Source organism: Martinezella lusitana, from assembly GCF_900094565.1.
Taxonomy (GTDB): Bacteria; Pseudomonadota; Alphaproteobacteria; order Rhizobiales; family Rhizobiaceae; genus Rhizobium; species Rhizobium lusitanum.
In genome coordinates, this window is record NZ_FMAF01000051.1 from 1 (window position 1) to 24,840 (window position 24,840).

Sequence of the window (24,840 nt, forward strand, 5' to 3'; positions counted from 1 at the left end):
AGTCGGAAACCTTGCGTCCGCCAATCATGAAGAGAACGGCTGACGGTGCGACCTGCATGTCCCGTATCTGCCATTCCTCGAACGACGCTACGGTGACGATATTCATGCTGTCGTCATAGTCTGTGAGACTTCTTGATAGGCACTCGCGGTCCAGAGCCCTGGAATCGATCAGAAGGACATAGTCCTCTGATTCTGCCGCGCCGGCGATGCCCGAGGCAACAAACGGCCTCAATGAATCCGGTGTTCGAACTGAAATGATGCGAGCTGCTGTTTCTGAAGCGAATTTCTCATTCGTTAATGACTGTCCGTTCATGGTCGATACCCCCAACCTTTAGTTTGGCCTTTGTTCTTCTTGCGGCTGCCTGAATATTTCTTTTCTTTCGATAGAAAAACGTTTGTCTAAATCGAACCATTGCTTCTTGATGTACGCTGCACTCTTTATTCTCGTTTATGTTGTCGCAGATTGTTACTCATGACGCAATGTATTTATTGAGTAAGTGAATATATATGAATAATGTTTCGGGAGAGTTGCCACGCAGTTCTACGCCTATAGATGTACTCCGTAAGAGTAGTTTGATACCGAATTAGGCAGCGGCTTTCTATGATTGCAAAACAAGCGGTTTCGGCTACCTCTTAGCAAATGTAGTTCACGTAGCTAAAAGTATAATGTCTCCATCAGAACCGATTGGTTTTCACTATCTATTTGAAATCAATGGTTCATGTGTGAGACGGTCGACCAATCGACCGTTGGGGCCGACGGTTCCGATCCCTCAAGAGCTCGACTCTGATTGTTTACGCCGGAATGTCTGACGCAATGCCCATTTAGGATTCGGCGGGTCTCATTTGATGTTCGATCTGGCAATAGCTTTGACACAAGCAGGTCGACTGAAGTCGGTAACGAAAAAAATGCATCTGCCTCGTCTGCTAAACCTGGCAGCGATATGCCAGTTTCCCACTTGAAGGGCCAAACCGAAACGGACACTTGTGGGCGCCTTCAACGGCGATGTCCGGGTCCGATCCGATTGCAGGCCGAACATTCGGATGTGTGTGGCCGAAAGCAGGTTGGAGCAAGAATGTATGTTCTCAGAAGGCACCTTCACCTAGGTTAATTTGATAGTATCGCATATTATACTTTAGTTGTTGGCACTATTTCTGGGTGACCGTGTTTAAATAGTGTTGAAAGTCGTCAACGACGTCGAGAAGTGCCCGAATGTAACCATTCCTAGGCATTTTCGGGGCAAACCATTAATCCTGTTTCAATGAAGCTGGACTATTTTGTCTCCGATTGGACAGGCCATGAGGCGCCTGCGCTCGAGAGTCCCCTCAGCAGCTCGCGGACTGTTTTTGCAAAAAACCGCCGCAAGTACTCCAAAAATTCGGGTTTCGGCGAAGCGGGCTAGCGTCCCGGAGCCCCGAACGTAGGTTAGGAATTATGATTTTCTCTCTTCGCAATATACTCGTTGGAATTTTCCTTTTTCTCAGCCTTGCTCTGTGCGTGCTAACAGGATCGTCCATGCTCACTGCCTATCGCAGCGAGAGCACCTATGCCGACGTCTCGAAGTTCACCATGCTCGACCGCGCGTTCTTCCAGGCGCTGGCTAACTTCCGCAACGAGCGAGGTGACGGCTCGTCGCTCGCCAAGCTCGAGCTTGGCACTCAGGACGCAACGCTTGCCTTGTTGAAAACAGATCGGCCCATCGTCGACAAATATATGGCTGAGGCAAAGTCGGTCTCTGCGAACATTGACGACGAGACCCTCAAAGCGCCGATTGCCGACGTCATGAGCGCCTACGATCGGGTCGTCGCATTCCGCTCAAAGCTCGACGGCGAAGTCGCCAAGAAGCTCGCCGATCGCGATCCAACGCTGCAGGCAACCACGCTGGACCTCGGCCAGCAGCTCCTAACCGCGCTAGAAACAGGTTCGGCCGCCGTCGAGAGCCAGATCCGCGCGCGTGACCCCTCGATGGCGGCTATGATCCAGATCCGCGCATTGACGTGGTATACCCGCGCGACAGCTGGAGCGGCGAACCTCCTGTTCGTCAACACGCTCGCCTCGGGCGAGGCGATGAAGCCGGAGGACGTCAGCAAGATCCAACAGTTCGATTATGCTGCGAACTTCATCTGGGGGCAGATCGGCACCCTGGTCAACCATCAGTCAACGCCCCAGGTTGTCAAGGACGCCTACAAGGTCAGTAATGCGACCTATTTCGGCGGCGACTTTGCGGCGAAACACAGTGCATTGCTTGCGAAGTTCGCAGCCGGTGAGAAGAAGGCGATGCCTCTCGACGACTGGCGGCCTCTCGGCAACGCCGCCCTTCTCACGATCACAAACACCGCCGCTGCCGCCGCGGATGGCATGGTGGCCAAAGCAGCCGCGAGCCAGAATGATGCATTCATCAGCCTGATCGCCTACGGGCTTACCTTCCTTGTCGCCGCGGTTCTGAGTATCACGGGCATCTGCGTCATCCTCTTCCGCGTCACCAAGCCCGTCGGCGCGCTAACCAATTCGATGACGACGCTCGCCCGAGGCGACCTCTCGGTCTCGATCGGCGGCGTCGAGCGGCGCGATGAGATCGGCGCCATGGCGCGTTCCGTACAGGTGTTCCAGCAGGCAGCCCTGCGCAACAAAGCGCTGGAAGCCGAAGCTGCCGAGGCACGCGTGACATCGGAGCGTGAACGCGTCGAAGTCCAACGCCGCGCCGAAGCCGAGGCCGAGCAGAGGCTGCTGCAAGCAACAGGTTCGCTTGCGACAGGTCTGCGTCATTTGGCATCCGGCAACCTGGTCTGCGAGATCGAAACGCCGCTCGCTGAGCAGTTTGAAGCGCTGCGCCAAGACTTCAACTCGTCGGTCAGCCGGCTTCGCGCCGCCATGTCCCGCGTCGGCCAGGCCGCGTCGCTCGTAAACGGCGGCAGCTACGAGATCTCGCAGGCTTCCGATAACCTCTCCAAGCGCACCGAGCAGCAGGCCGCATCGCTGGAAGAGACGGCGGCAGCGCTTGAAGAGGTGACGGCCAACGTTCAGTCGACCTCCAAGCGAGCTGGCGATGCGCGCGACTTGGTACGCGGTGCCCGATCGCGGGCAGAAAACTCCAGCCAAGTCGTCAGCAATGCCGTCAGCGCCATGGGCAGGATCGAGCATTCCTCCAAACAGATCAGCCAGATCATCAGCGTCATCGACGAAATTGCGTTCCAGACCAACCTGCTTGCGCTTAACGCCGGCGTCGAGGCGGCGCGTGCGGGCGAAGCCGGTAAGGGCTTTGCCGTCGTTGCTCAGGAAGTGCGCGAACTTGCTCAGCGCTCTGCCAATGCCGCCAAGGAGATCAAAGCCCTGATCGGCAACTCCGAAGTTGCCGTTAGCGAGGGAGTGAAGTTGGTCAACGACACCGGCGAGGGCCTCGCGGCTATCGCCGACCTCGTCCTGCAGATCAATCATCACATGGATGCGATCGCCACCGCCGCCCATGAACAGTCCATGGGTCTATCGGAGATCAACAGCGCCGTCAATCACATGGACCAGGCGACACAGCAGAACGCCGCAATGGTGGAAGAGATGAACGCGGCTGGCGCAGGCCTCGCCGAGGAAAGCAGCCGTCTCGGCGAACTTCTGAGTGCATTCCGCACAGGCGAAACCGAGCGTAGGGAGCCGCAGGCGAGGGCCGTCGCCCGGCCTGCCCCAGCCCCGACAACGGGCCGACTTGCTGCACGCGCCGCTCCGGTCACGCAGGGTAATGCCGCGCTGAAGCATCTCCAGCAGGAGTGGTCGGAGTTCTGATGGTCTGAGGTCGAGAGAGGCACTCAAGTCTTGTTGCGGTTAACGCCCAAAGAATCGCCCCGGACAAATCGTCCGGGGCATTTTTGCGTTGCCGTTTCAGCCACCCCTAACGCAGACTTCATCTTGATGCTTATCGCCATCGAGATTCCATCATCTGGTTATGGTAACTTATGTGATTGCAGAACGTAAGTTCGGAGCCTTTCAAGAGCTTCGGTTGCCATACAGTAGAACGACCGTTCAATTTCATTTAACTGCGTAAAGCCATTGGTTCGGCGAGCAGTTCCACTCTCAATCGCCATGACGTATCGGCGTGGCGCGGAGGCCGTTGAGCGATCATCGATCCGCTCCGGCAGTTTCACAGTGAGATGACGTCCGGCCGCAGCACCTTAAACTTCAAGCCAGTGTGTCCTCGCAGGGCAGGCGATCAGATAATCATGCCACAGATGATGCCATCGGCGCTTAATTCGCACAGGGACAGTGGTGCTTGCGAACGACCGTGGGCAATCTGGAGCCTCCAGTCGCAAAGATCCTTGCGAGGTTCTGTTCGAACGTGTCCTGGATATCGCCGCGGCCGGGACCGAGCATCCTGATGCGCTGTCGCTGCACACGGCGGCCAGTCAGGAACAGGCGACCATCGCGCATCGGGCCGAGCAGGACGGCGCTGGCGGCCGACAGATAAGCATTCGGATAGAGATATTTGGCGATGCGTACAGCATGGGTCCGTATTGTCTGGTCTATATCGTCGTTAGCATCGACATAGATGCCGCGCACGAGGTGCACGAGCTTACCGGCCTCCGCTTGGCGGTGACCGCGCATTTTGTCAATATTTTCGCCGACGAGATGAAGAGGCATATATGTAACTATCGCGTATTTCAAATACGCGATAGTTTCACAATGAAAATCTCCAATCGTGTCGACTTTATCGATAAGGCGTTGATTATAAAACAATATCCATTAAATTGTCATTGCGGGTTCGAAGGGATGCCCAGGGGCTCAGCTAGCTGGCGAGCCGGCTTGCCGCGCGGCGCTGAAACACCATTCGGCAGCACCTTTGTCGCTTAGCGGCCGTGAATAGAGGTAGCCCTGCACCAGCGTACCTCCCAATCCCCTAAGCGCCGCAAGCTCTTCTGGCGTTTCAACACCTTCAACCACGCATTCAAGCCCCATGTCTCGGCTGAGAGTGAGCAGAGACTTTACTATTTTGAGGCTGGCAGGCCTTTTGTGTAAGTCTGTGACGAAGCTGCGGTCTATTTTGATCTTGGTGAGAGGAAGAGCATGTAACCGTGTCAAGCTGGAGTAGCCTGTGCCAAAATCGTCCAGTGAAATGCCGCAACCGAGGCGTCGTAGCATTTCCACTGACAATTTGATCTGCTCGAAATCATGTGCAAACGCCGTTTCAGTAATTTCAAGATCAAGACGCCATGGGTCAAAGCCGCTGCTTTCGATAATCCCGATTAACGACAGCACTCCTTCGCAGGTGTTGAGATCGTGGGCCGATAGATTGAACGACAGGCGCAAGGATTTTTCCCACTCCGACGCGAAAACAAGTGCCTTTTTAAGCAGAGGACGCGTCAGCGAACCGACGATGCCGGCCCGTTCTGCAATGGAGAAGAATTGCGCCGGTGACACACATCCGAGAACTGGGCTGTGCCAGCGGGCCAAGGCTTCAAAGCCAACCGTTTGCCCGTAGTCTATATTCACAATCGGCTGAAACATGACCGAAAGTTCGTTTTCCAGATTGGCTTGCTTGAGCAGGTGCTCAATGCGTGCTTCGATGTTGATTTGCTTTTCATGCTCAACGTCAAATAAGACCGCGCCCCCGCGGCGTGTTCTTTTGGCATGGTAAAGGGCGTAATCCGCCCTGTCGAACAGCTGCTCCAGCGTGGAAGCGAGGTTTGGAAAGACAGCTATTCCCATCGACGCGGATATGTGCACCGTTCCTTCGGGCAGATGATAGGGTGCCCGTAGCCATTCGGAAATGGCATTGGCGTTTGCTAGGAGCTGAGTATCGTCAGGTGCGATCGGCGCGACAATTGCAAACTCGTCACCGCCCAATCGAAATGCTCGACTGGCTTTCAAACTGGTCGTCAGGCGCCTGCTGACGTCGATTAGCAGCTTATCTCCCGCTGAATGTCCGTAAAGGTCGTTGACCGGCTTGAAGCCATCAAGATCAATGACCCCCAGGGCCAGTCTGGTGTTCTCGGCTTTGGCCCTTTGGAACTCCGTTTCCAGATGCGCAAAAAACGCGCGGCGGTTGGGTAGGTCCGTCAGACTGTCGATATTCGCAAGCAAGAGGTTTTCATTGCTAAGCGCTTCTGTGCGTTGTTGCGCGATGACCATGCGCTCGAAATTGCGGTAATTGGTGAGGAGAATCGACATCATGCCAGCGCAGACCAGCGCCACATTGACAGCTATGGCAATAAAGGTCGGCTGCCTTGATGTGATGAAAAATACAATGAATGCTCCGTTGACGATCACAGTCACTATGAATGCTGCCGAACGAACATACATCAGACAGAAAATGCAGGAGATAACGGTGATTGCCATATAGAAGGCAACATGAGACTGCGCATATGCATCGCCGTAAGGCACCAGCAAAAACGACCAGACGGTAAATGCGATGGGAATGCCGACAGCCAGACGGTTGGTGCGTACGAGTGCGGTGTAAGCCACGTCCGGCCCGGGCTCCGCATTCCGCGTTCTCCACCAGAATCCGATCCTAAGCGTACAGCCGAGCGTGAAAAGTGCGGGAATGCCAACAGTGAGCCAAATCGGCGCTGACTGCATATGGGTAATGGAAAGCGCCCAAGTGCTCGAAATCAGGATGAAATACATCATCGGCATCTGCCGTGTGAAGGCGCGGTACTGAGCTTTCAGCAGGTCCGCGTTATCCGACCGAATGGACATGAAGTTCAGCAGTTTTTGTTTGGCTTTTAGTATTTCCATCGCGCGACTTACAGCATAACGGCGCTATTTATGGCATATTGGTCGTTACGCTATTTGAAATACACATGGTTAATCGCCAAAGAATTGATTCAACCTCCGAGTGCGGCGTTATTATGCTGATCGAAATAGGACTTTTTCTTATTTAAGCTGTGCGAATGTCGCCAGAGCAAGTTTTGGTAGAATAAATATACATTTTTGTACCTGGATCGACCTTCAATCTCACCGCGATTGATCGCCGGATCAGCTCCACAGGCGCCAAACTCGGCCGTGGCGTCGATGAATTATCGCCGTTCTGGCCGCTTCAAGCGCGAAAGGCTTCGGCTTCAGCGACGCCTCGGACCTTGCCATCGCGCGACTGCAACGGTGGTCAGTATGCTAACCACCAACTGAGCTGGCTCGGAGATTCTCCGGCAGGTGCGTGACCTTGGGCCTTTACGTCGCTCTAAACATTGAAGCGCTACTGCCGTAATGTTCGGCCTGACTGTGCATCGAAGAGATGTAGCTTTCCGACGCGCGGGACAATGGTGACTTCGTCTCCAGGACGGAAATCGTGCCGTTCGGAAAAGACCGCAACCAGTTCGCTATTGCCGTAGCGCAGGAAGACCATGGTTTCGTGGCCGGTTGGCTCCGTCACATTCACTGTTGCTTTCAGGCCGGCTTCGCCGAGCTGCAGATGTTCTGGACGAACGCCGAGCTGGACTGCCTGACCGTCAGTGGCAGCGGGAGCAAAACCAAGAGCGATCTCGTCACCGGTCTCGGAAACAAAGACGTGCCCATCGGCCTTGTACTTGCCCTTCATGAGGTTCATGGACGGCGAGCCGATGAAGGTCGCCACGAACGTGTTGTTCGGCCAGTCGTAGAGGTCGAGCGGCGTGCCGATCTGCTCGACATGGCCGCCCTGCATGACCACGATCTTGTCAGCCATGGTCATGGCTTCCACCTGGTCGTGGGTTACATAGATGGTCGTCGTATTGAGCCGCTGATGCAGTTCCTTGATTTCCTTGCGCATTTGTACGCGCAGCTTAGCGTCGAGGTTGGATAGCGGCTCGTCGAACAGGAAGACTTGCGGCGAGCGGACGATTGCCCGGCCCATGGCGACACGCTGGCGCTGGCCGCCGGAAAGCTGACGCGGATAGCGGTCGAGATAAGGCACGAGATCGAGCGTTTCGGCAGCGGCTTGGAGGCGCTGCTTGATGACGTCTGCCGGCTGCTTCTGCAGGCGTAGTGCAAAGACCATGTTTTCCGCCACTGTCTTGTGCGGATAGAGCGCATAGCTCTGAAATACCATCGCGATGTCGCGATCCTTAGGGGGCATGTTGTTAACGACGCGGCCGCCGATTGAAATCGTGCCGCCCGTAATGCTTTCCAGTCCCGCCACCATCCGCAGCAACGTCGACTTGCCGCAGCCAGACGGGCCGACGAGCACGACAAATTCGCCATCATCGATTTCGATGTCGATCCCGTGAAGGACTTTCATGGCGCCATAGGTTTTTTGCGCCCCAGATACCTTAACTTCAGCCATCTCGCTCCCTTCTGCCCCATCAAAGCCTGTTCTCGAAGGCTGATACCGAGGCATTCTCCCATTCTTTCGACGCTTTTTTCATCCGCGGCCAGGCAGACTCCGCCCGCACCGCGTTTCCGAAATCTCGCGGAATTTCCCCTCCATGAAACGTTTCATTTTCGATTGACATTTTACCGCCACTGTCTAATTCTTACCATCGAGACCGAGAGGAGCGGTGTCACACGCAAACGATGAAACGTTTCATTTCTTTGCTTAACAGATAGTTCTGTAGGAGACCAGTGTAAATTTCGCGACTGGTTCCGCCTCATCCGGCGGGCAGATCACCGGGGATAAAATGGAGGAGAACACATGAAACTCGAAGTATACGATGCATTAATGCGCCGTCAGGCAAGCCGTCGTGATGTCCTGCGCGGCACGGCGAGCGCTGCCGCGCTGATGGGTGTTTCCAGCGTCATGGGCGGATTGCCGGCTCCGGCGTTTGCCGCCGATGACGTCCGCGCACAAATTCTAAAGATTCCAGGCGTAGGCAAGGGCGCACCTACGGACGCGGACTGGCAGAAGGTCGGTGAGCTTTGTCTTGGGCCAACCAAGGCCAATGTCAAGCAGGGCGAGTTTGCCGGCGTTGAGCTGACCTTCATGGGGCTCAACAACCAGAACCTCCACAATTTCCTGTTCCGCGGCTTCCTGAAGCCATGGGAGGCCTATACCGGCGCCAAGATCAACTGGATCGACCTCGCCCAAGCCGACTATAATGCCCGCCTGCAGCAGTCGATCGCCACCGGCACCGTCGATTTCGACATTCTTGAAATGGGGGCGCCCTTCGAGGGTGATACGGCCGGCAAGGGCCTGCTGTCCGAGATGCCCGATTGGGTAAAGAAGCAGATCGATATTGACGACTACGTCGATTATCTGAAGCCTCCTGTCGGAACTTGGGACGGTAAGACCTATCGCGTGACGATTGACGGCGATTGTCATAACTTCAACTACCGCGCTGACTATTTCAAAGACGAGACCCTTGCGAAGGCTTGGAAGGACGAAGGCCATTCTGGTGAGTGGAGCGTTCCGAAGACTTGGGCCCAGGTTCAAGAAGTCTCCAAATTTCTGAAAGGCAAGAAGGATCCGCTGTCGGCCGGCCCGGCATATGGTTACCTCGACCCGTACAAAGGATGGGGTGGGTTTGGTTTCTACTTCCTGGAAGACCGGGCAACCGCCTATGTGAAGATGCCGGGCGATCCGGCTTGGCTGTTCGACCCGGAAAACATGAAGCCGCTCGTCAATAGTCCTGGCTGGGTCCGCGCTATTCAGGAAGCGATGGACCTCCTATCTTACGAACCCACCGACCAGATCAACGCCGATCCGGGCACGACCGGGTTCCAGCAGTTCCTCGCCGGCACTGGTTCCATGGTCACCTGGTGGGGCGATATCGGCCAGCAGGCAAACACATCCGACACATCGGTAGTCGGCGAGGTTGCTGCTTTCGACATTCTGCCCGGCTCCGAGGACGTGTACGACCGCAAGGCGGGCAAATGGGTGAAGGCAAAGGATGGCGTGAATTACGCGCCGAACTGTGCTTATCTCGGATGGGGCATTTATGTTATGGCCCGCGTGGAAAGCGACAAGCTGAAACACCGCGCTGCCTGGAGCGCCGCCGCCCATCTGGGCGGCAAGGACCTGGCGATATGGACGGCCATGTATCCGTCCGGCTTCCAGGTGCACCGCAACAGCCAGTCCAAGATCGAGGAATGGGTCGCCGCGGGCTACAAGGGCGACTACATTTCGAACTATCTAAAGTCGCAATTCGGCTCCTATAACCACCCGAACCGTGCTGTTGAGCCGCGTATCCCGGGCATTTTCCAATACTATTCCGTTGCGGAAGACGAATTGGCGAAAGGCTATGGTGGCAAGTACAAGTCGGCCCAGGAAACGGCGGACGCCATTGCCGCCGCCTGGGAAAAGATCACCGATCAGATCGGCCGCGACAAGCAGCTGAAACTGTATCGCGCGAGCCTCGGGCTCTGATCTCGTAAAAGTGATTGTGCCGGCGGGACATCGCGTTCCGTCGGCCTTCGAATGGCTTGACGGGGACTATCATGTCGACAATGGAAGGCGACCTGTTGCATACGGTCGAAACCGGCTCGATTTCGGCGAGCCGGCGTTTTTGGGGTTATGCAGCCCTGTGGGTGAGCGCGGCCTGGCTTGCCGCCTCGTTTATGCTTCAGTCATCCCATGACCTCGGCTGGACGCAATTGGGCTTCGAAAACTGGCGGCCTGTGCTCTACGCCTACTTTATCTGGGCAGCGGTCCTTTGCGCGACGCGTGTCGTCATTCACGGCGAGGCGGGAAAGAAGGCGCTGTTCGTGCTGCCGGCCGCCCTTTTTGTCGTGTCCATGGTGGTCTTCCCGCTTTTCTTTGCGCTTTGGGTCGGATTTTCCGACTGGAACCTGGCTTCGCCGACAGGACGGCAATTCAACGGGCTGGATAATCTGCGTCAAATGTTGGGGGATGCGTTTTATCTCAATGCGCTTATCAACATGCTCTATTATGCCCGTGCGATCGTGGTTGAATATGCGATCGCGTTTGGTTTGGCACTGCTGCTGAGCCAGGAGATCGTTGCTCGCAAATTCTGGCGTGTGACCTTTCTCCTCCCGCTCATGTTGTCACCCGTTGCGGTAGGCTGGATGGTCGGAAAATCGATGCTGGAGACACGCTTCGGGCCAATTGCTCGGCTTGCCCGGTGGCTCGGCTGGGAAAATCCGTCCTTCTTCGGCGATCCGCTGACCGCCAAGCTTTCGATCATGGTCATGGATGCCTGGACGTTCATTCCTTTCATGATGATCATGCTTCTTGCCGGCCTGCAGTCGTTGTCGCGCGAAGTACTGGAGGCTGCAGAAGTCGACGGCGCAACGAAATGGCAGCGCTTCTGGCAAGTCATCTTCCCGCTGATGCTGCCGGTTTCGGTGACGGCGGTCATGATCCGCATCATCTTCAAGCTCAAGCTCGCCGACATCATCATCACGGTCACGGCCGGCGGCCCGGGCGGCGCCACGGATTCCGTTACCAGCTTCATCTATCGCGAGTATCGCGACCGTTCGAACGTGGGTTATGGAACGCTTCTGGCGCTCGTCTACCTGGTAATAATCGTCATTGGCATGACAACGCTGATCAATATTTCCGACCGCATCGTCAAGCGCATGACGGGGAGAATCTGATGGCTGCAATCGACTTCGACAAATTCGCCCGCCGCCAGCGCGCTCGCTGGTGGGCAATGCGCTTTGTGGTTTATGGCCTTCTGGTGACCTGGGCGATCGTTAGCCTTTTTCCGCTTTTCTGGACGATTTCGACCTCGTTCAAGACTGCGCCCGATGTGATGAAGGGCAATATCGTGCCCTGGTACGACTTCACGCCGAGCTGGCTCGGCTGGCGCTCTCTTGGGCTTTCGCCCGACGCGCTCACCCAGACTTCGACCGTTCGCGACGAGTTCATGCACCGGCTGTGGAACAGCGCCCTGATTTCGGGGACCGCCTCGGCGCTTGCCGTCTTCCTTGGATCGCTTGCCGCCTATGGGCTCAGCCGCTTCTCCTATAAATTCGGGCATATGCGCAATTCCGACATATCTTTTTTCTTCCTGTCGCAGCTCATCATGCCGCCGGTCGTTCTGGCCTTGCCATTTCTGGTCCTCTACAAGCAGCTTGCGCTTCTTGATACCTTTGGCGGACTGATTGCGGTCTACACGTTGATGGTTCTGCCGATCGTCATCTGGATCATGCGTGACCAGTTCGCGACTATTCCTGTGGAACTCGAGGAAGCGGCACTCGTCGACGGCCTATCAATCTGGGGCGCGTTCAGCCGCATCATCGTGCCGCTGGTGGCGCCGGGTATGGTCGCGGCCTTCATCCTCGCCCTGATCCTGTGCTGGAACGAATATTTCTTCGCGGCCCTACTGACGTCGACAAACACGAATACGCTGCCGGTCATGATCGCCAGCCAGACAGGCAGTCAGGGGATTAACTGGTGGTCCATGGCGGCGCTTTCTACGGCTGGGATCTTGCCACTTGTATTCGTCGGCATCCTGCTCGAAAAGCACATCATCGCGGGCATGACAGCCGGCGCAGTGAAATAGCGGCGGTAGTGTTTGCACATGGACAAGATACCCACAGTCAAGGATGTCGCCATGCGGGCGGGTGTCTCGGTGGGTACGGTGTCGCGGGTGCTTGCCGGCGAGCTTTCCGTCAAGACAGCGCTGCGCGACAGGGTCCAAGATGCGATCGATGCGCTCAGCTATCGACCGAATGTCATGGCCCGGGCGCTGCGCACCAGCACGACGGATGTGATCGGGCTGATCGTTCCCGATATTACCAACCCGTTCTTCTCGCAAATGGCGGCCAGTGCAGAACGCGCGGCCTTTGAGTACCGCCATTCGCTGATGCTGGCGAGTTCACACAACGACCGCGAGGCCGAGCAAAGCCACATTTCGGCCTTTCTAGATCGTTCTGTGCGGGGCATCATTATTGTCGCGGCGAATGTTAGCCACTCCGCGCATGTGAAAACCAAGGTGCCGATCGTGTCGCTCGATCGCCGCTTTGCCGATTTTCCGCTGATCTCCATCAATCACGCCGAGGCGGCCGCGCTCGTTGCCGATCATTTTTACGAACTCGGTCATCGCCGCATCGCCTATATTGCGGGTCCGGCCGATACAGAGGCCGGGCGCGCGCGCCGGGAGGGTTTTGTGGACCGCATCCGCGCGTTGGATGCCAAGGCCGAGCTGGAAATATTTTCCGGTCGGTTCGACTACGAATCTGGCGAGGTCATCGCGCGCCGGCTTCTTGCCCAGCCGCCCAACATGCGGCCAACAGCTATCGCCGCCGCGAGCGACCAGCAGGCGATCGGAGTGCTTCGTGCAGCGCGCGACCTTGGCCTCGATGTGCCGGGCGCCCTCTCCATTGCTGGTTTCGATGATATCCATCTCGCCAATCTTGTCGTGCCACGCCTGACGACCGTGCGCCAGCCGACGGACCAGCTGGCAAGGCGCGCCGTCGAATTGTTGCTCGAAAAGGCACTAGAACCCGGCGATGAAGCCTTGAGCGCCTCGCTTGTCATCCGCGGGTCGACAGCGCCTCCGCCGCCCGACCAAGCCGGCGATCAACCGACAGAAGGCCCGAAGAGCCCCCAACAGGAGTAAACAATCAATGCTCAAAGGTATCAGGCCAGAACTCAATGGCGATATTCTCCAGGCGCTGTCCAACATGGGCCATGGTGATTACCTCGTCGTTTCCGACACGAATTTCCCCTCGGATTCCGTCGCACGGCACTCGCTACTCGGTCACCTTCTGACAATGGAGAACACGCCCGCACCAAAGGCGATCGAGGCGATCCTCTCGGTCTTCCCGCTCGACACGCCGCTGCAGCCATCGGTTGGCCGCATGGAAGTCATCGGCAAACCGGACGAAATTCCGGACGTGCAACAGGAGGTGCAGGCCGTGGTCGATCGTGTAGAGAACAAGGCGGCGCCCATGTATCCGATTGAGCGGATGGCTTTCTACGACATTGCCCGCAAGGCCTATTGCGTTATCGCAACTGGAGAGATGCGATTCTACGGCTGCTTCATTCTCACCAAGGGTGTCATTCCAGCTAACGAGGTGGCGCGATGAGTGACAGAAAGACCATTGTTATTTTAGGCATCTTCGCCGCCGATACCGCCTATAAGGCCAAGCGCCTGCCGCATATCGCCGAAACTCTGATCGGTTCCGGCTTTTCTCTCGGCCCCGGTGGCAAAGGCTCGAACCAGGCAATTGCTGCGGCGAAAGCAGGCGGCCAGGTCACCTTCATCTCGCGCGTCGGCAACGATCCCTTCGGCGACATGGCACTTGCGGCCTACGCGGCGGCGGGCGTGAAGGCCAATGTGATGCGCATGGACGGCGTGTCGACCGGTGCCGCCTTCATCTTCGTCAACGAGGACAATGGCGATAACGCCATTATCGTAGCACCCGGCGCGGCCGGCCTGATCGGCATTGAAGACGTCGACGCCAACCGGGCGGAGATCGAAGCCGCCGCTATATTCATGACCCAGCTCGAACAGCCGATCGAAGCCGCCATCCACGGTCTCACGATCGCGAAGAAGGCTGGCGTTACGACGATCTTCAATCCTGCGCCGGCACAGGTGATCCCCGATAATATCTATCCGTTATGTGACTTCATCGTCCCGAACGAGGTCGAGGCCGCAGGTATCGTCGGCCATCCGGTCGACACCGAGGAGCAGGCGGTGAGGGCGGCCGAAACGCTTCTCCAGCGCGGCGCGAAGACGGCAATTATCACGCTCGGCGGGCGAGGCTCGCTCTATCGAACAGCAGGCCATAGCGAATTCATTCCGGCTGTTGCCGCGGGCAAGGTGATCGACACGACCGGGGCGGGGGACGCCTTTCTCGGCGGCTTTGCGGCAGCCCTTGCCGAAGGCCGCGCGCCGATTGACGCCGTGCGCTTTGCGTCAGTGACGGCCGGCATTGCAGTGACGCGCCCCGGCACAGCGCCCGCCATGCCCGCGCGAGCCGAAATCGAGGCACTCCTCCGTTCTGCATGACGGAATGAACCGTACGGCAGGGGGAGGATGTCCACTCTGTCATTGCACCCACGCGGTAGCTAAACGAGATGCCGCCGACAAGCGGGCGCGATCATCAGCGCTTTCGTACGAATTCCGTGCGCAGGACCAAGCCCTTGATGGCGTCGTGCCGGCAGTCGATCTCCTCCGGATTTTCGGTGAGGCGGATCGACTTGATGACAGTGCCCTGCTTCAACGTCTGGCCGGCTCCCTTGACCTTCAGGTCCTTGACCAGCACAACACTGTCTCCATCGACAAGAACATTGCCGGCGGCATCGCGAACCATTGATGCCTTTGCAGCCTCTGCGGCAATCTCGGAGGCTGGCCGCCATTCACCGGTGGCCTCATCGTACACATAATCGTCGTTCTGGTCGCTCATGGGGTCCCCTATCTGATGTTCGCGTCGCGATGTTGGTGCCCGTGCTTCACAACGCTGCGACGGCTGAAGCGGCTTCGGGCGAATGTGAGCCTCTATCGCGAATGGCGTGGCAATGCAAATCGCACCATTGGTGACTGAACACAGTAGACGGGATCGCAAAGTTATCGCCGGCAAGCCGAGCATAGGCGTTGGCGCTCATTTTTTACGCGACAACGAGCCTCGGCTGTTTTTCATGTATTTCTGAGCAAACGACGATGTAACCAAGCTTGCGCGGGGTCTCAGGTCGGCCTTGGACAAGATCAGTCTTCGTCATTCGTGAATGTGTTAGATTGCACGGAGGAAATCCCCGCGCCTGTTGGTCGCAACAAGTACTTCCGTCGGAGGGATTCTTGGCACGATGCCTTACGCCGGTGTTCAAAGCTTTCCGCTCTTTTGTGGAAGCTTGGCTTCCGGAACGAGCCGGTAGAGTGCGAACTCCGGGCAGGAGGTCTTGTGAGTCTAGAGAATGCTGGTGATAAAGCGATCGACACGGGTTTCCGGCTTGTAGAGGGTTTTGACGATGATCGCCGCGAAAATCCCCGTCAGCGCGCCACCCATGATGTCGCTGATATAGTGCGTACCGATGTAGACGCGCGAGAAAGACACCAGAATTGCCGCTAGAAGGAGGAAGAAGGCAAGCAAAGTCACGCCGGTCGTGGATGCAAAAGCGGCACCAACGACAACGGTGCTGTTTGGCCCGATCTATTCCCAGCACGGCAGTTAACTGCAGGCGGATGCAGTTCACTTGCCTGATCCTATCCAGGGGGATAGGAAGAAGCCGAATACGCTGCGGGGCTATCCCGTATGGATTGGATCTGACGACGAGGCTTTCATGTTCACGACTATCAAGGAATGGCTCGCTTTCGGAGGCGCTGATGTGCTCCAAGGGCATGGACACGGCGCCCATGGCCACTCGCATGGGGAGGGTGGGGGGCACGGCCATACCCACGGGGTGGTCGACCCAAGCATCGCGACATCCGAACGCGGCATCTGGGCAATCAAGTGGTCTTTCGTGATCCTCGCGATCACCGCGATCCTACAGTTGATCGTCGTCTTCATTTCCGGTTCGGTGGCCTTGCTTGCCGACACCATCCACAATGTCGGCGACGCGACAACCGCCATTCCGCTTTGGATTGCCTTCGTGCTTGTGCGGCGACCGGCGACAGCCCGGTTCAACTACGGGCTTGGCCGCGTCGAGGATCTGGCGGGGATGCTCATCGTCCTCATCATCCTATTCAGTGCTATCGTGGCCGGCTATGAGGCAGTCAATCGTCTGATCCACCCACAGCCGATCACACAACTTGGCTGGGTCACCGCTGCAGGCATCATCGGTTTCCTTGGAAATGAAATCGTTGCGATCTTCCGCATCAAGATCGGCCGTGCGATGAACAGTGCCGCCCTGATCGCCGATGGTTATCACGCCAGAACCGATGGTCTCACGAGCCTGGCCGTCGTTCTGGGCGCGATCGGCGTCTACCTGGGCTTCCCGCTTGCCGACCCGATCATCGGGCTTCTGATTACGATCGCAATCTTCGGCATCGTTTGGCAGTCGGCCCGTGCCGTCATTACCCGGAGCCTTGACGGTGTCGAGCTGGGCATTGCAGATGAAGTCCGCCATGCGGCCGTACACGTACCGGGCGTCGCCAAGATCACCGATGTCAAAGCTCGATGGCTTGGCCACAAGCTGCACGCCGACGTCACGATCGCGGTCGAGAACGGTAAGACGCTCGCCGAGGCGAATGGCATCGCACTTGCCCTTCGCGAGGAATTGCATGCTCAAGTTGCGCCGCTAGGCAGCGCGACGATCCAGTTCGATACTGCGGGTGCCTCAGCCGTGGCCGCCAATCACGGCGATCAGGGGCATCACCATGCTCCCGAACCGTTCACCGTCAACTCCTCGCTGGCGACCGGGCTTCTCGAGATCATTGATACCCCCGACGGTGAGCGGATGCGGCTGTCGATCGCCAGCCACGATCGCGATCTCCAGGCGGTGGTGAACATCCAACGGCCAGGCGGTGTCATCGAAACGTTGCCGCTGTTGCCATCCCCGATCGACCATCATGCAATGCAGAGCGCGGAAGCTCCCGCTGAACCGCATGAGTTCGATGCCGAACTCGTTCTGACGGCAGGTGACAGAGTCGAAGTCCTTCCGTTCGGGATGCACGAGCCGGAAGAGCATCATCATTGAAATCGTCGAGATTGCGGGTTGCGCCCCCTTGACCCCCAGTCAAGTGCGCTTCCGGGCCAACATTGACACTAATCCCCACTAGGGGGATACAGGACGATATGACCGAGCACACCCACGCTACCCATCCAGAGATTATCAAGCGCCTGAAGCGGGCCGAAGGGCATCTGAAGAGCGTCATCGCCATGATCGAGGGTGGCAAGCCATGCATTGATATCGCCCAGCAGCTCTCCGCTGTCGAGAAGGCGATCGTTAACGCCAAGCGGACGCTCATTCAGGATCACCTCGATCACTGCCTTGAGGAAGCGGTCGGTGCACTGCCGCGGGACAAGCGGCAATCCATCGACGAATTCAAGTCGATCACAAAGTTTCTTTAGGGCCGCGGCTGGCCTGCTGGCCTATCTCGCGCCCCTTGTGGCCGCAATGGACGCGACGACGATCCCGCCCATGCAGTCGGAGGCGATCCTTGCAGGGCTGCTTCTAACAGAAAACTAATCGCTCCCCTGTTGTCGATCGCGGAAATGAGCGGGCAAACTATGGCTGCCCGGCCATTATTGTCGGCAGCGAGCCACGCCAGGTCGGTGCGGCAAGGACATGCGCCTCTCCGTTTTCCGTCCGCTCTGTCGGTTGCGAACTTGGCAACCAGTCAAAGGATGAATGACGGCATAGTTCCCAGTGGCCGTTGGACTTTATATCACCGACATCCTGATGACTGGCGCGTGATAACGTCCTGCCGTCATCATGTGACGATCAGCTATCGAGCAATCCGTAGTCGCTCGACGACACGGTCGGCCATCGCTACGCATCGCGCTCCGTCGAACGGAAACAGCGAAGAGAATGCCCCCACCAACTGCTTTTCGATAGCAATCCGCATCATCTTGCGCGCGCGGTGCAACCGCGTCTTGGCCGTTGCAGGCTTGATGCCGAGATACGACGCTGCCTCCTCCGTGCTCATTCCCTCCACGTCCCGCAGCACGAAGATCACGCGGAATTCGTCGGGTAACCTGTCGACCGCCCGTTCGAGTAGACGGCGCGCTTCTGCGCGGGAGAACTCGGCCTCGGGGTCATCGACCGAGAACGGGGTCGGAAATTGTAGCAGCGCGCCCCGTCCTGATTCTGCAGTCATGTCGACCTCCACCAAACCGACGTTGCGCTGCCGGCGTCGTATGCGCCCGAGCGCCTCGTTGAGCGCGATCCGGGTAAGCCAGGTGGAAAGCTGGGCCTCGTCGCGAAATGCATCGAGATGGGTGAACGCGTGCACATAGGTCGCCTGAACAATGTCCTCCGCTTCTGCGTCGTCCCGGACGATGGCACGTGCCGATCGAAACAGGCGGCGGTTGTGTCGCTGCACAAGGACACGTATGGCCTTCTCGTCGCCCATCCTGGCATGAACGACGAGATCGGCATCGGAGAGCCTTGCCATGTCTGGCACGTGCCTCGGTGCCGCAGTGGGAATGCCAACCATGATCACTCCAGCATAATTCCGTGCATCCACCGCCAAACCTATGGCTGGACATCAAGCGTGCCGGTCATCATCGGGTGAAAGCGGCAATAGAAATCCACTTTTCCTGCTTGTTTGACCGTCATGCTTTTTTGCGCCTTCGGCGGCAGATCAATGTCGAAGCTCTTGTCGCGTGCGGTCACGCTATGGCGGAATATATCATCATTACGCCAGGTGATCACGTCGCCGACATGCAACGGCGGTACCGCGCCGAATTGCATCTGCGCGATGATGATGTCGTGATTGGCGGCCACCGCGCTCGCGGGGCCTCCAAGCACGAGCCCTGCGAATACCAACGCGGTAAGGATGCGAAGCAGGGGGCGCATGGCGAGCCTACTTGACCATCGATGAAAGATGCTCGGCGTGCGTCTGGTGCTCCTTGAAGAGCTTCAGACCCGTCTCCAGCAGCGATTTCAGTTCGCCATTCTGAGCCGACGGGATCAGCAGTGTCTCAAGCGCGCCGTTGACCTGCTTGTGATAGGCCACCTCGTTATCGACATAGGCCTTGTCGAAGGCTGCGCCGTGAAGCTTGGAGAGCTTTTCCAGTTCCGTCTTGGCGGCAGACGACAGCGACTTGCTGGTGTCGTTGTCTTCGGGCTTGACTTTCAATTTCTTGAGAAGGGCAAGCGCCTCTTGGTTCACGGCCGTATGGTCGCGCTCCATTGTCTCGGCGAATTGCCGGACCTCGGCGTTCTTGCTCATCTTGAGAGCTTGCTTGGCGGCGGCGATGTCGATCTCGCCAGCCGTGTAGGCGATATGCGCGATCTGCGGATCCGTCGGCTTGTCGGCTGCAAGCGCCGCAGTTGCAAGTGCCGCAGCCATCGCAGTTGCCGTGAGAAGTCGCTTGAACATGTTGGTCTCCTATCCACCGTGGGAAAACTCCAGACGCCTCCGGCATCTGAAACAGCCATTAGATGCTGCTTCCGGCAAAAGGTTCCCGAATTTCTTTCTACGCTGGCCTGGCGCGGCGTACGGAGTGGAAAAAAGATGGGGTTACGCTGCAAGACTGAGCTTTGCCTGCTTAAGACGACCATCGGCGCCGGCGGCTCGGACCTGTAGAACCCGATGAGCGCCAATCGGCGACCAGCGCATCTGACGCTTCTTGTTCATTCGGGCATTGACAAGGCTGTTGGCTGCACTTTCGGCCGGCACAAAGGTATCAAGCACACGAGCAGCCTCTCGAAAGGACTGACGGGAACCCAACTCAGCTTGGATCCGCTCCAACTCCGGCGCACCGCGCACCAAGCCTAAATAAATAGTACCGCGCAAGTTGGCTCGCACCAACGGTGCTTGGCCCCAAGCTGACCGCAGGTAACCTTGATTCCGATCAATGCAATGGGCCCGCGATACGCTAGGTTTTTTCCAAGCTGGTGGTTTACGGCACCTGCGTTGCAGCTCGTGGCCAAATAAACAAAGAAAGCGAAGATAGGTATTTCACTGTCGGATCGTTGGCTTGCTCAGGATCAGCGGCTAGAGCCGGGAAACAACAAGGGTCGGTAACGAATATGAGGCCGACTGGAGAATGACCATGCAAAAGCAGTCCCCCTCATCGTCGAGGCAATATATCGAAAAGTACAGGGCTCTCCTCGACCAACGCCGGCGCGAGTTGCAAACCCGCCTCCGCGCGATTGAGCATGATTTCGAGGAGCCTCGCAATTCTGATGACGATCGTGCCATAGAGCGAAATAATGACGAAGTCCTGGAAGAACTCGGCGAGGCCGGACAGAAGGAGCTCCTAGCTATCCAAGCGGCTTTGGACCGGATTGAGGCTGGCACTTTTGGCACCTGTGTGAAGTGCGGCACACCAATCGGCGAGCAGAGGCTTGAGGCTGTCCCACACACGCCTTTCTGCCAATCCTGCGCTCATTCGATTTAACGCCTCGCTTGCACGCTCAAAAGCGCCTGACCTCAACACGCCGAATAGAGAAGAGCCGATGGAAGACTTTCAGCAAAATCCGTTCAGTTTAAGGATCTTATGCGCTTCGATCGATGCTCGAAGCTCGTCCTCGGAAGTGCGGTCGCCTTGGTTGGCATCCGGATGGTGCATTTTGAGCCTTTCCTTATAGCGGCTTTTGATTTCCTCCGGCGTTGCAGCTGGCGACAGACCGAGTGTCTCAAATGCCTTTGCTTCCAGCACCTTGAGTTTGCGTATCAGGAAATCCGCCTTTTGCGCCTTGCGCTGCGCGGCAGTTTTGCGGGCATTCAATGCCTTTGCAGAACCGGAACGGACGTTGCCCGGGAGCGGAGTTTCGGACGCCTGACTGACGCTGGTCCCCCAGGTCGGACGGCCGCCAGTGGCCGCTTCCTTCTGATAGCGGGCAATGTCCTTGTCAGATAGACCCGTCGCGAAATTGTAGCCCTTGTTGTACTCCTTCACGTGCTCAAGACAGAAGAACAGATACAGGCCTTCTGCATCCCGACCCACCGGGGCGCGGTGCGTACCATTCTTTTCGCAGCCGTCCCATTGGCATCTGGGACCGCTGGGTTCACTCTGCGGGACAGACCTCTTACGAGTCGATTTAAGGCCAACAAATATTTTCGAATCAAGCGTCATGGCACTTATATGGCGGCAACGCTTCATCTCGGCAAGAAATAGTGAACTGGCTGTTGGCGGATTCCCGTCAATCTGTGGATGGCCCAGCCAATTCACCAACCACCTGAATTGTGAATAAAGCTCTCACGGGCTGATGGTTCGATTCTCATCGGGAGCGGACAATTGCCTGCTTCTCTTGATCTCACACAGAGACACTTTCACCGAAACGAATTTGAGATTTCAACGTCCATCACGATAAGCGGGCGTCGACTAAAATCATTTCACAATCCACTCACAAGATTTTTATAAATTAGATTACACTAATTCCGGGTCGGCTATTTTCTTCCCGGCGACTTCACCTATCTCGCACTTGCGAAATGATCGCGCATTCCAACCCGCCGGGCATGGGTACGCCCCCTGCCTGCCGTCCGGCCCATTACAAGGACTCGACAATGGGTGATTTGCTTAAAGGGATCTCCAGCTTTCGCGGTGCCGTCTTTCCAGACCATCAGGCACTTTATCGCAAGCTGGCGGAGGAGGGACAGCAGCCGCAAGCGCTGATGATTTCCTGCGCCGACAGCCGGGTGATGCCCGAAACGATCACGCAGTCCGGCCCCGGCGAACTCTTCGTCTGCCGGAATGCCGGAAATATCGTTCCCCCGTTTTCGACGGCCAATGGTGGCGTATCATCGGCGATAGAATATGCCGTCGTCGCACTTGGCGTTCGTGATATCATCGTGTGTGGGCATTCCGACTGCGGCGCCATGAAAGGGCTTTGCCACCCCGATCTCCTGAAGCCGATGCCGAATGTCGCTGCGTGGCTGAAACACAGCCATGCGGCCCATTCGATCGTTTGCGAAGCCTATCCTGCCGATCTGCCCGAGCGCCAAAGGGTTCGCGCCATCGCCATGGAAAACGTCGTTGTCCAGCTTGACCATCTGCGCACGCATCCTTCGGTCGCGGCCAAGCTGGCGACCAATGACATTACCCTGCATGGCTGGTTTTTTGATATCGAGACCGGGGAAGTGCTGGTCTATGACGGTGCGGCCGCTCGGTTTACGGATATCATTGAGGACAGGCCTTTGCCCGTCGCAGTCACCGGTCGTGGTCGTCCACATGTGATGCCACAAGCTGCGGAGTAGGCCGATGATGTCAAGCTCTGTTCTTTCGCGAGACTTCGCATCGTCGCTTGTCGTGTTTCTCGTTGCTATACCGCTTTGCCTCGGGATTGCTGTGGCTTCAGGCGTTCCGGTGGCCATGGGTCTCATTTCAGGCATTGTCGGCGGCATTGTCGTCGGCCTTTTGGCCGGATCCCCACTTCAGGTGTCGGGTCCGGCGGCGGGGTTAGCCGTGATCGTCTTCGGCTTCGTCGAGCAATACGGCGCCGCCATGCTCGGGCCGGTGCTCATCGTGGCGGGATTGCTGCAGGTCCTTGCCGGATTCCTGAAGATTGGATCGTGGTTTCGCGCAATTTCGCCTGCGGTGGTCCACGGCATGCTCGCCGGGATCGGCATCCTCATCATTCTTGGCCAAGTCCATGTGCTGATGGGGGCAAGACCTGCTGCCGGAGGCATCGAGAACGTCACCGCCATGGAGCAGACCCTCGGTCGCGTGTGGGGCTCCGGACTGACCCGGGAATCGGTTGCCCTACTCGTGGGCTTGATCTCCCTGCTGGCCATGATCGCATGGGAGAAGTTCAGGCCGAAGCCATTCATGCTGGTGCCCGGGGCTCTGGTGGGGGTCGCGGCTGGCACGATATTGACGGTCGGGATGCAGCTGCCGATCACCAGGGTGGAGGTGCCGTCCTCTCTCATCGACAGCATTTCGCTGCCGGCACTCGATGGTTTTGCCAGGATGGTCGAGCCCGGTATCATTATGACGACGCTGGTTATCGCGGTGATCGCCAGTGCGGAAACGCTACTGTCGTCCGCGGCCGTCGATCGCATGCATGATGGCGTGCGAACCCGCTTCAACAAGGAGTTGTTCGCGCAGGGCATCGGCAATGCGCTTTGCGGTCTGCTTGGTGCGCTGCCGATCACGGGTGTCATCGTCAGATCGTCCGCCAATATTCAAGCAGGCGCACGCAGCCGGGCATCGGCCGTGCTGCATGGTGTTTGGATCCTTGGACTGGTGGCATTTCTGCCGCAGTTGCTCGCGATGGTGCCGCTGACTGCACTTGCCGCGGTGCTGCTGGTGACAGGATGGCGGCTGATCAGTCTCCACCACGTGCGGCACCTGTTCGATCATCACGGCTGGGTTCCCGTTGGGATCTGGACCGCGACGGTGGCGATGGTGGTACTTCAGGACCTGCTCGTCGGCGTGGCGCTCGGCCTTGCACTGTCCATATTGGAAATCCTTCCGCATCTGCGTCGCAAACTTGCCATCGACCGGTTGGAGGATGAGGAAGGCATCCATCTCGACCTCGTGGGCGTGGCGACATGCAAGGACGTTCCTGCCTTGCTCAACATGCTGGAAACGCTTCCCGAGGGTCGCAAGATCAGGATCGCGGGTGCCCGCCTGCATTATCTTGACCATACGAGCGCCGAGACCCTGCGTGAATGGCTGAAACGACAGAAGAAATCAGGGCGCGTCGTCGAAATTGAGCATCCGCCGGTCGGACGCCATCGGCGGCTGAAACCGATCTTTGAACGGCTGTCAGAGGAAGTTGCCTGATCGGCGGAGAGCGCACCAGCTACCTAGCGACAACGTTCTTGCCCCGCTTGCCGGGGCGAGGCACGCACATAAGCGAAGCGCGAAACATTCCGTCATTTCCATTGCCGCGGCCATACGAGATGCGACGTTACAAGCGCGGACACCCGCCCGGGGAGGCACTCGGCTTGACGGAAGAGTTCAATTCATGACAGTTTTATGACAAGCAATTGCTGGGCATAGCAGCAAAACATCTGGCGCATTTGGCAAATGGCATTTCTTGATCTGATCAACGTTAGCAAGTCATTTGGAAGCCTGCCCGTTGTCGAGGAATTCACAGTCCAAATCGAGAAAGGGGAATTCATCTCCTTCCTCGGACCATCGGGCTGCGGCAAGACGACCGTGCTGCGCATGATTGCCGGCTTCGAGACCCCGACCGCCGGCACGCTGACCATCAACGGCAAGGATCAGCGGCCGCTGAAGCCGAACCAGCGCAACATCGGCATGGTGTTCCAGGCTTACGCGCTGTTTCCGAATATGACCGTGCACGACAATGTCGCCTTCGGCCTCAAGGTCGCCGGCATGGCAAAGCCCGATATCGACAAGCGCGTCAAGGAGATGCTTGCTCTCATCAAGCTCGATCATCTCGCCACCCGCTTCCCCTACCAGATGTCCGGCGGTCAGCAGCAGCGCGTGGCGCTCGCCCGCGCCATCGCCGTCAA

At 57.5% G+C, this 24,840-nt stretch carries 22 protein-coding genes and 2 pseudogenes; 13 read left to right on the forward strand and 11 right to left on the reverse strand.

From position 1 onward, the window contains the following. A pseudogene (locus GA0061101_RS36975) lies at nt 1–313 on the reverse strand (DNA-binding response regulator); the annotation flags it as partial. 1,119 nt (nt 314–1,432) lie between these two features. Between GA0061101_RS36975 and GA0061101_RS36980 the strand changes: the two are divergent. Further along, nucleotides 1,433–3,772, forward strand: coding sequence for a methyl-accepting chemotaxis protein (locus GA0061101_RS36980; RefSeq protein WP_037201085.1), 2,340 nt, complete (start codon nt 1,433–1,435; stop codon nt 3,770–3,772). Between the two features lie 579 nt (nt 3,773–4,351). Here GA0061101_RS36980 and GA0061101_RS36985 read toward each other — a convergent pair. The 3 genes and pseudogenes from GA0061101_RS36985 to GA0061101_RS36995 all read right to left on the reverse strand — a co-directional run. Beyond that, nucleotides 4,352–4,624: pseudogene (locus GA0061101_RS36985) on the reverse strand (type II toxin-antitoxin system HipA family toxin); the annotation flags it as partial. A 141-nt stretch (nt 4,625–4,765) separates the two neighbouring features. Continuing rightward, on the reverse strand, nt 4,766–6,718 hold the full coding sequence (locus tag GA0061101_RS36990) for a putative bifunctional diguanylate cyclase/phosphodiesterase (RefSeq protein ID WP_162732621.1): 1,953 nt from the start codon (nt 6,716–6,718) through the stop codon (nt 4,766–4,768). A 457-nt stretch (nt 6,719–7,175) separates the two neighbouring features. Next, nucleotides 7,176–8,240, reverse strand: a complete 1,065-nt coding sequence (locus tag GA0061101_RS36995) for an ABC transporter ATP-binding protein (RefSeq protein ID WP_037201091.1) — start codon at nt 8,238–8,240, stop codon at nt 7,176–7,178. A gap of 348 nt (nt 8,241–8,588) precedes the next feature. Between GA0061101_RS36995 and GA0061101_RS37000 the strand changes: the two genes are divergently transcribed. The 6 genes from GA0061101_RS37000 to GA0061101_RS37025 all read left to right on the forward strand — a co-directional run bounded on the left by GA0061101_RS37000 (nt 8,589) and on the right by GA0061101_RS37025 (nt 14,814). After that, nucleotides 8,589–10,259: an ABC transporter substrate-binding protein gene (locus GA0061101_RS37000; protein WP_037201095.1), complete on the forward strand. Its 1,671-nt coding sequence runs from the start codon at nt 8,589–8,591 to the stop codon at nt 10,257–10,259. A gap of 71 nt (nt 10,260–10,330) precedes the next feature. Beyond that, a complete protein-coding gene (locus tag GA0061101_RS37005) occupies nt 10,331–11,449 on the forward strand; it encodes a carbohydrate ABC transporter permease (RefSeq protein WP_092577576.1) in 1,119 nt (372 codons plus the stop codon). Continuing rightward, nucleotides 11,449–12,360 carry a carbohydrate ABC transporter permease gene (locus tag GA0061101_RS37010; RefSeq protein ID WP_037201102.1) on the forward strand — a complete coding sequence of 304 codons (912 nt, stop codon included), beginning with the start codon at nt 11,449–11,451 and terminating at the stop codon, nt 12,358–12,360. The genes GA0061101_RS37005 and GA0061101_RS37010 overlap by 1 nt, the downstream gene beginning before the upstream one ends. A gap of 18 nt (nt 12,361–12,378) precedes the next feature. After that, entirely contained in the window at nt 12,379–13,419 is a 1,041-nt protein-coding gene (locus GA0061101_RS37015) for a LacI family DNA-binding transcriptional regulator (RefSeq protein ID WP_051964308.1), read from the forward strand. 7 nt (nt 13,420–13,426) lie between these two features. Next, nucleotides 13,427–13,888, forward strand: a complete 462-nt coding sequence (locus GA0061101_RS37020; protein ID WP_037201106.1) for an RbsD/FucU family protein — start codon at nt 13,427–13,429, stop codon at nt 13,886–13,888. Continuing rightward, complete coding sequence (locus GA0061101_RS37025) at nt 13,885–14,814, forward strand: ribokinase (RefSeq protein WP_092577579.1); 930 nt, start codon at nt 13,885–13,887, stop codon at nt 14,812–14,814. Before GA0061101_RS37020 ends, GA0061101_RS37025 begins: the two co-directional genes overlap by 4 nt. A 94-nt stretch (nt 14,815–14,908) precedes the next feature. Here GA0061101_RS37025 and GA0061101_RS37030 read toward each other — a convergent pair whose 3' ends face one another. Both GA0061101_RS37030 and GA0061101_RS37035 read right to left on the reverse strand, forming a co-directional pair. Next, on the reverse strand, nt 14,909–15,211 hold the full coding sequence (locus tag GA0061101_RS37030; protein ID WP_037201108.1) for an alkylphosphonate utilization protein: 303 nt from the start codon (nt 15,209–15,211) through the stop codon (nt 14,909–14,911). 498 nt (nt 15,212–15,709) lie between these two features. Then, nucleotides 15,710–15,898 (reverse strand): phosphatase PAP2 family protein, encoded by a 189-nt coding sequence (locus tag GA0061101_RS37035; RefSeq protein ID WP_245297665.1) that lies wholly within the window; start codon nt 15,896–15,898, stop codon nt 15,710–15,712. Nucleotides 15,899–16,082: 184 nt separating this feature from the next. Here GA0061101_RS37035 and GA0061101_RS37040 point away from each other — a divergent pair, with 184 nt between their 5' ends. Both GA0061101_RS37040 and GA0061101_RS37045 read left to right on the forward strand, forming a co-directional pair. Next, nucleotides 16,083–17,438, forward strand: a complete 1,356-nt coding sequence (locus tag GA0061101_RS37040; RefSeq protein ID WP_092577581.1) for a cation diffusion facilitator family transporter — start codon at nt 16,083–16,085, stop codon at nt 17,436–17,438. A gap of 98 nt (nt 17,439–17,536) precedes the next feature. Continuing rightward, entirely contained in the window at nt 17,537–17,812 is a 276-nt protein-coding gene (locus tag GA0061101_RS37045) for a metal-sensing transcriptional repressor (protein ID WP_037201112.1), read from the forward strand. Between the two features lie 377 nt (nt 17,813–18,189). On the opposite strand, the gene GA0061101_RS37050 is transcribed toward GA0061101_RS37045, so the two are convergent. From GA0061101_RS37050 to GA0061101_RS39170, 4 genes are all read right to left on the reverse strand, one after another. Beyond that, on the reverse strand, nt 18,190–18,900 hold the full coding sequence (locus tag GA0061101_RS37050; RefSeq protein ID WP_037201114.1) for an RNA polymerase sigma factor: 711 nt from the start codon (nt 18,898–18,900) through the stop codon (nt 18,190–18,192). A gap of 38 nt (nt 18,901–18,938) precedes the next feature. Then, a complete protein-coding gene (locus GA0061101_RS37055; RefSeq protein ID WP_037201115.1) occupies nt 18,939–19,262 on the reverse strand; it encodes a cupredoxin domain-containing protein in 324 nt (107 codons plus the stop codon). 7 nt (nt 19,263–19,269) lie between these two features. Beyond that, nucleotides 19,270–19,788, reverse strand: coding sequence for a DUF4142 domain-containing protein (locus GA0061101_RS37060; RefSeq protein WP_037201117.1), 519 nt, complete (start codon nt 19,786–19,788; stop codon nt 19,270–19,272). Between the two features lie 141 nt (nt 19,789–19,929). Further along, complete coding sequence (locus GA0061101_RS39170) at nt 19,930–20,205, reverse strand: hypothetical protein (RefSeq protein ID WP_141694177.1); 276 nt, start codon at nt 20,203–20,205, stop codon at nt 19,930–19,932. A gap of 259 nt (nt 20,206–20,464) precedes the next feature. Between GA0061101_RS39170 and GA0061101_RS37065 the strand changes: the two genes are divergently transcribed. Beyond that, entirely contained in the window at nt 20,465–20,812 is a 348-nt protein-coding gene (locus GA0061101_RS37065; protein WP_051964314.1) for a TraR/DksA family transcriptional regulator, read from the forward strand. Nucleotides 20,813–20,881: 69 nt separating this feature from the next. Here GA0061101_RS37065 and GA0061101_RS37070 read toward each other — a convergent pair whose 3' ends face one another. After that, nucleotides 20,882–21,490: a J domain-containing protein gene (locus tag GA0061101_RS37070; protein ID WP_037201118.1), complete on the reverse strand. Its 609-nt coding sequence runs from the start codon at nt 21,488–21,490 to the stop codon at nt 20,882–20,884. A 431-nt stretch (nt 21,491–21,921) separates the two neighbouring features. Between GA0061101_RS37070 and GA0061101_RS37075 the strand changes: the two genes are divergently transcribed. The 3 genes from GA0061101_RS37075 to GA0061101_RS37085 form a co-directional block, all read left to right on the forward strand. Beyond that, nucleotides 21,922–22,611, forward strand: a complete 690-nt coding sequence (locus GA0061101_RS37075; protein WP_037201150.1) for a carbonic anhydrase — start codon at nt 21,922–21,924, stop codon at nt 22,609–22,611. Between the two features lie 4 nt (nt 22,612–22,615). Next, a complete protein-coding gene (locus tag GA0061101_RS37080; protein WP_037201121.1) occupies nt 22,616–24,142 on the forward strand; it encodes a SulP family inorganic anion transporter in 1,527 nt (508 codons plus the stop codon). 246 nt (nt 24,143–24,388) lie between these two features. Further along, the coding region (locus tag GA0061101_RS37085; RefSeq protein WP_141694178.1) for an ABC transporter ATP-binding protein at nt 24,389–24,840 on the forward strand (452 nt) is incomplete at its 3' end.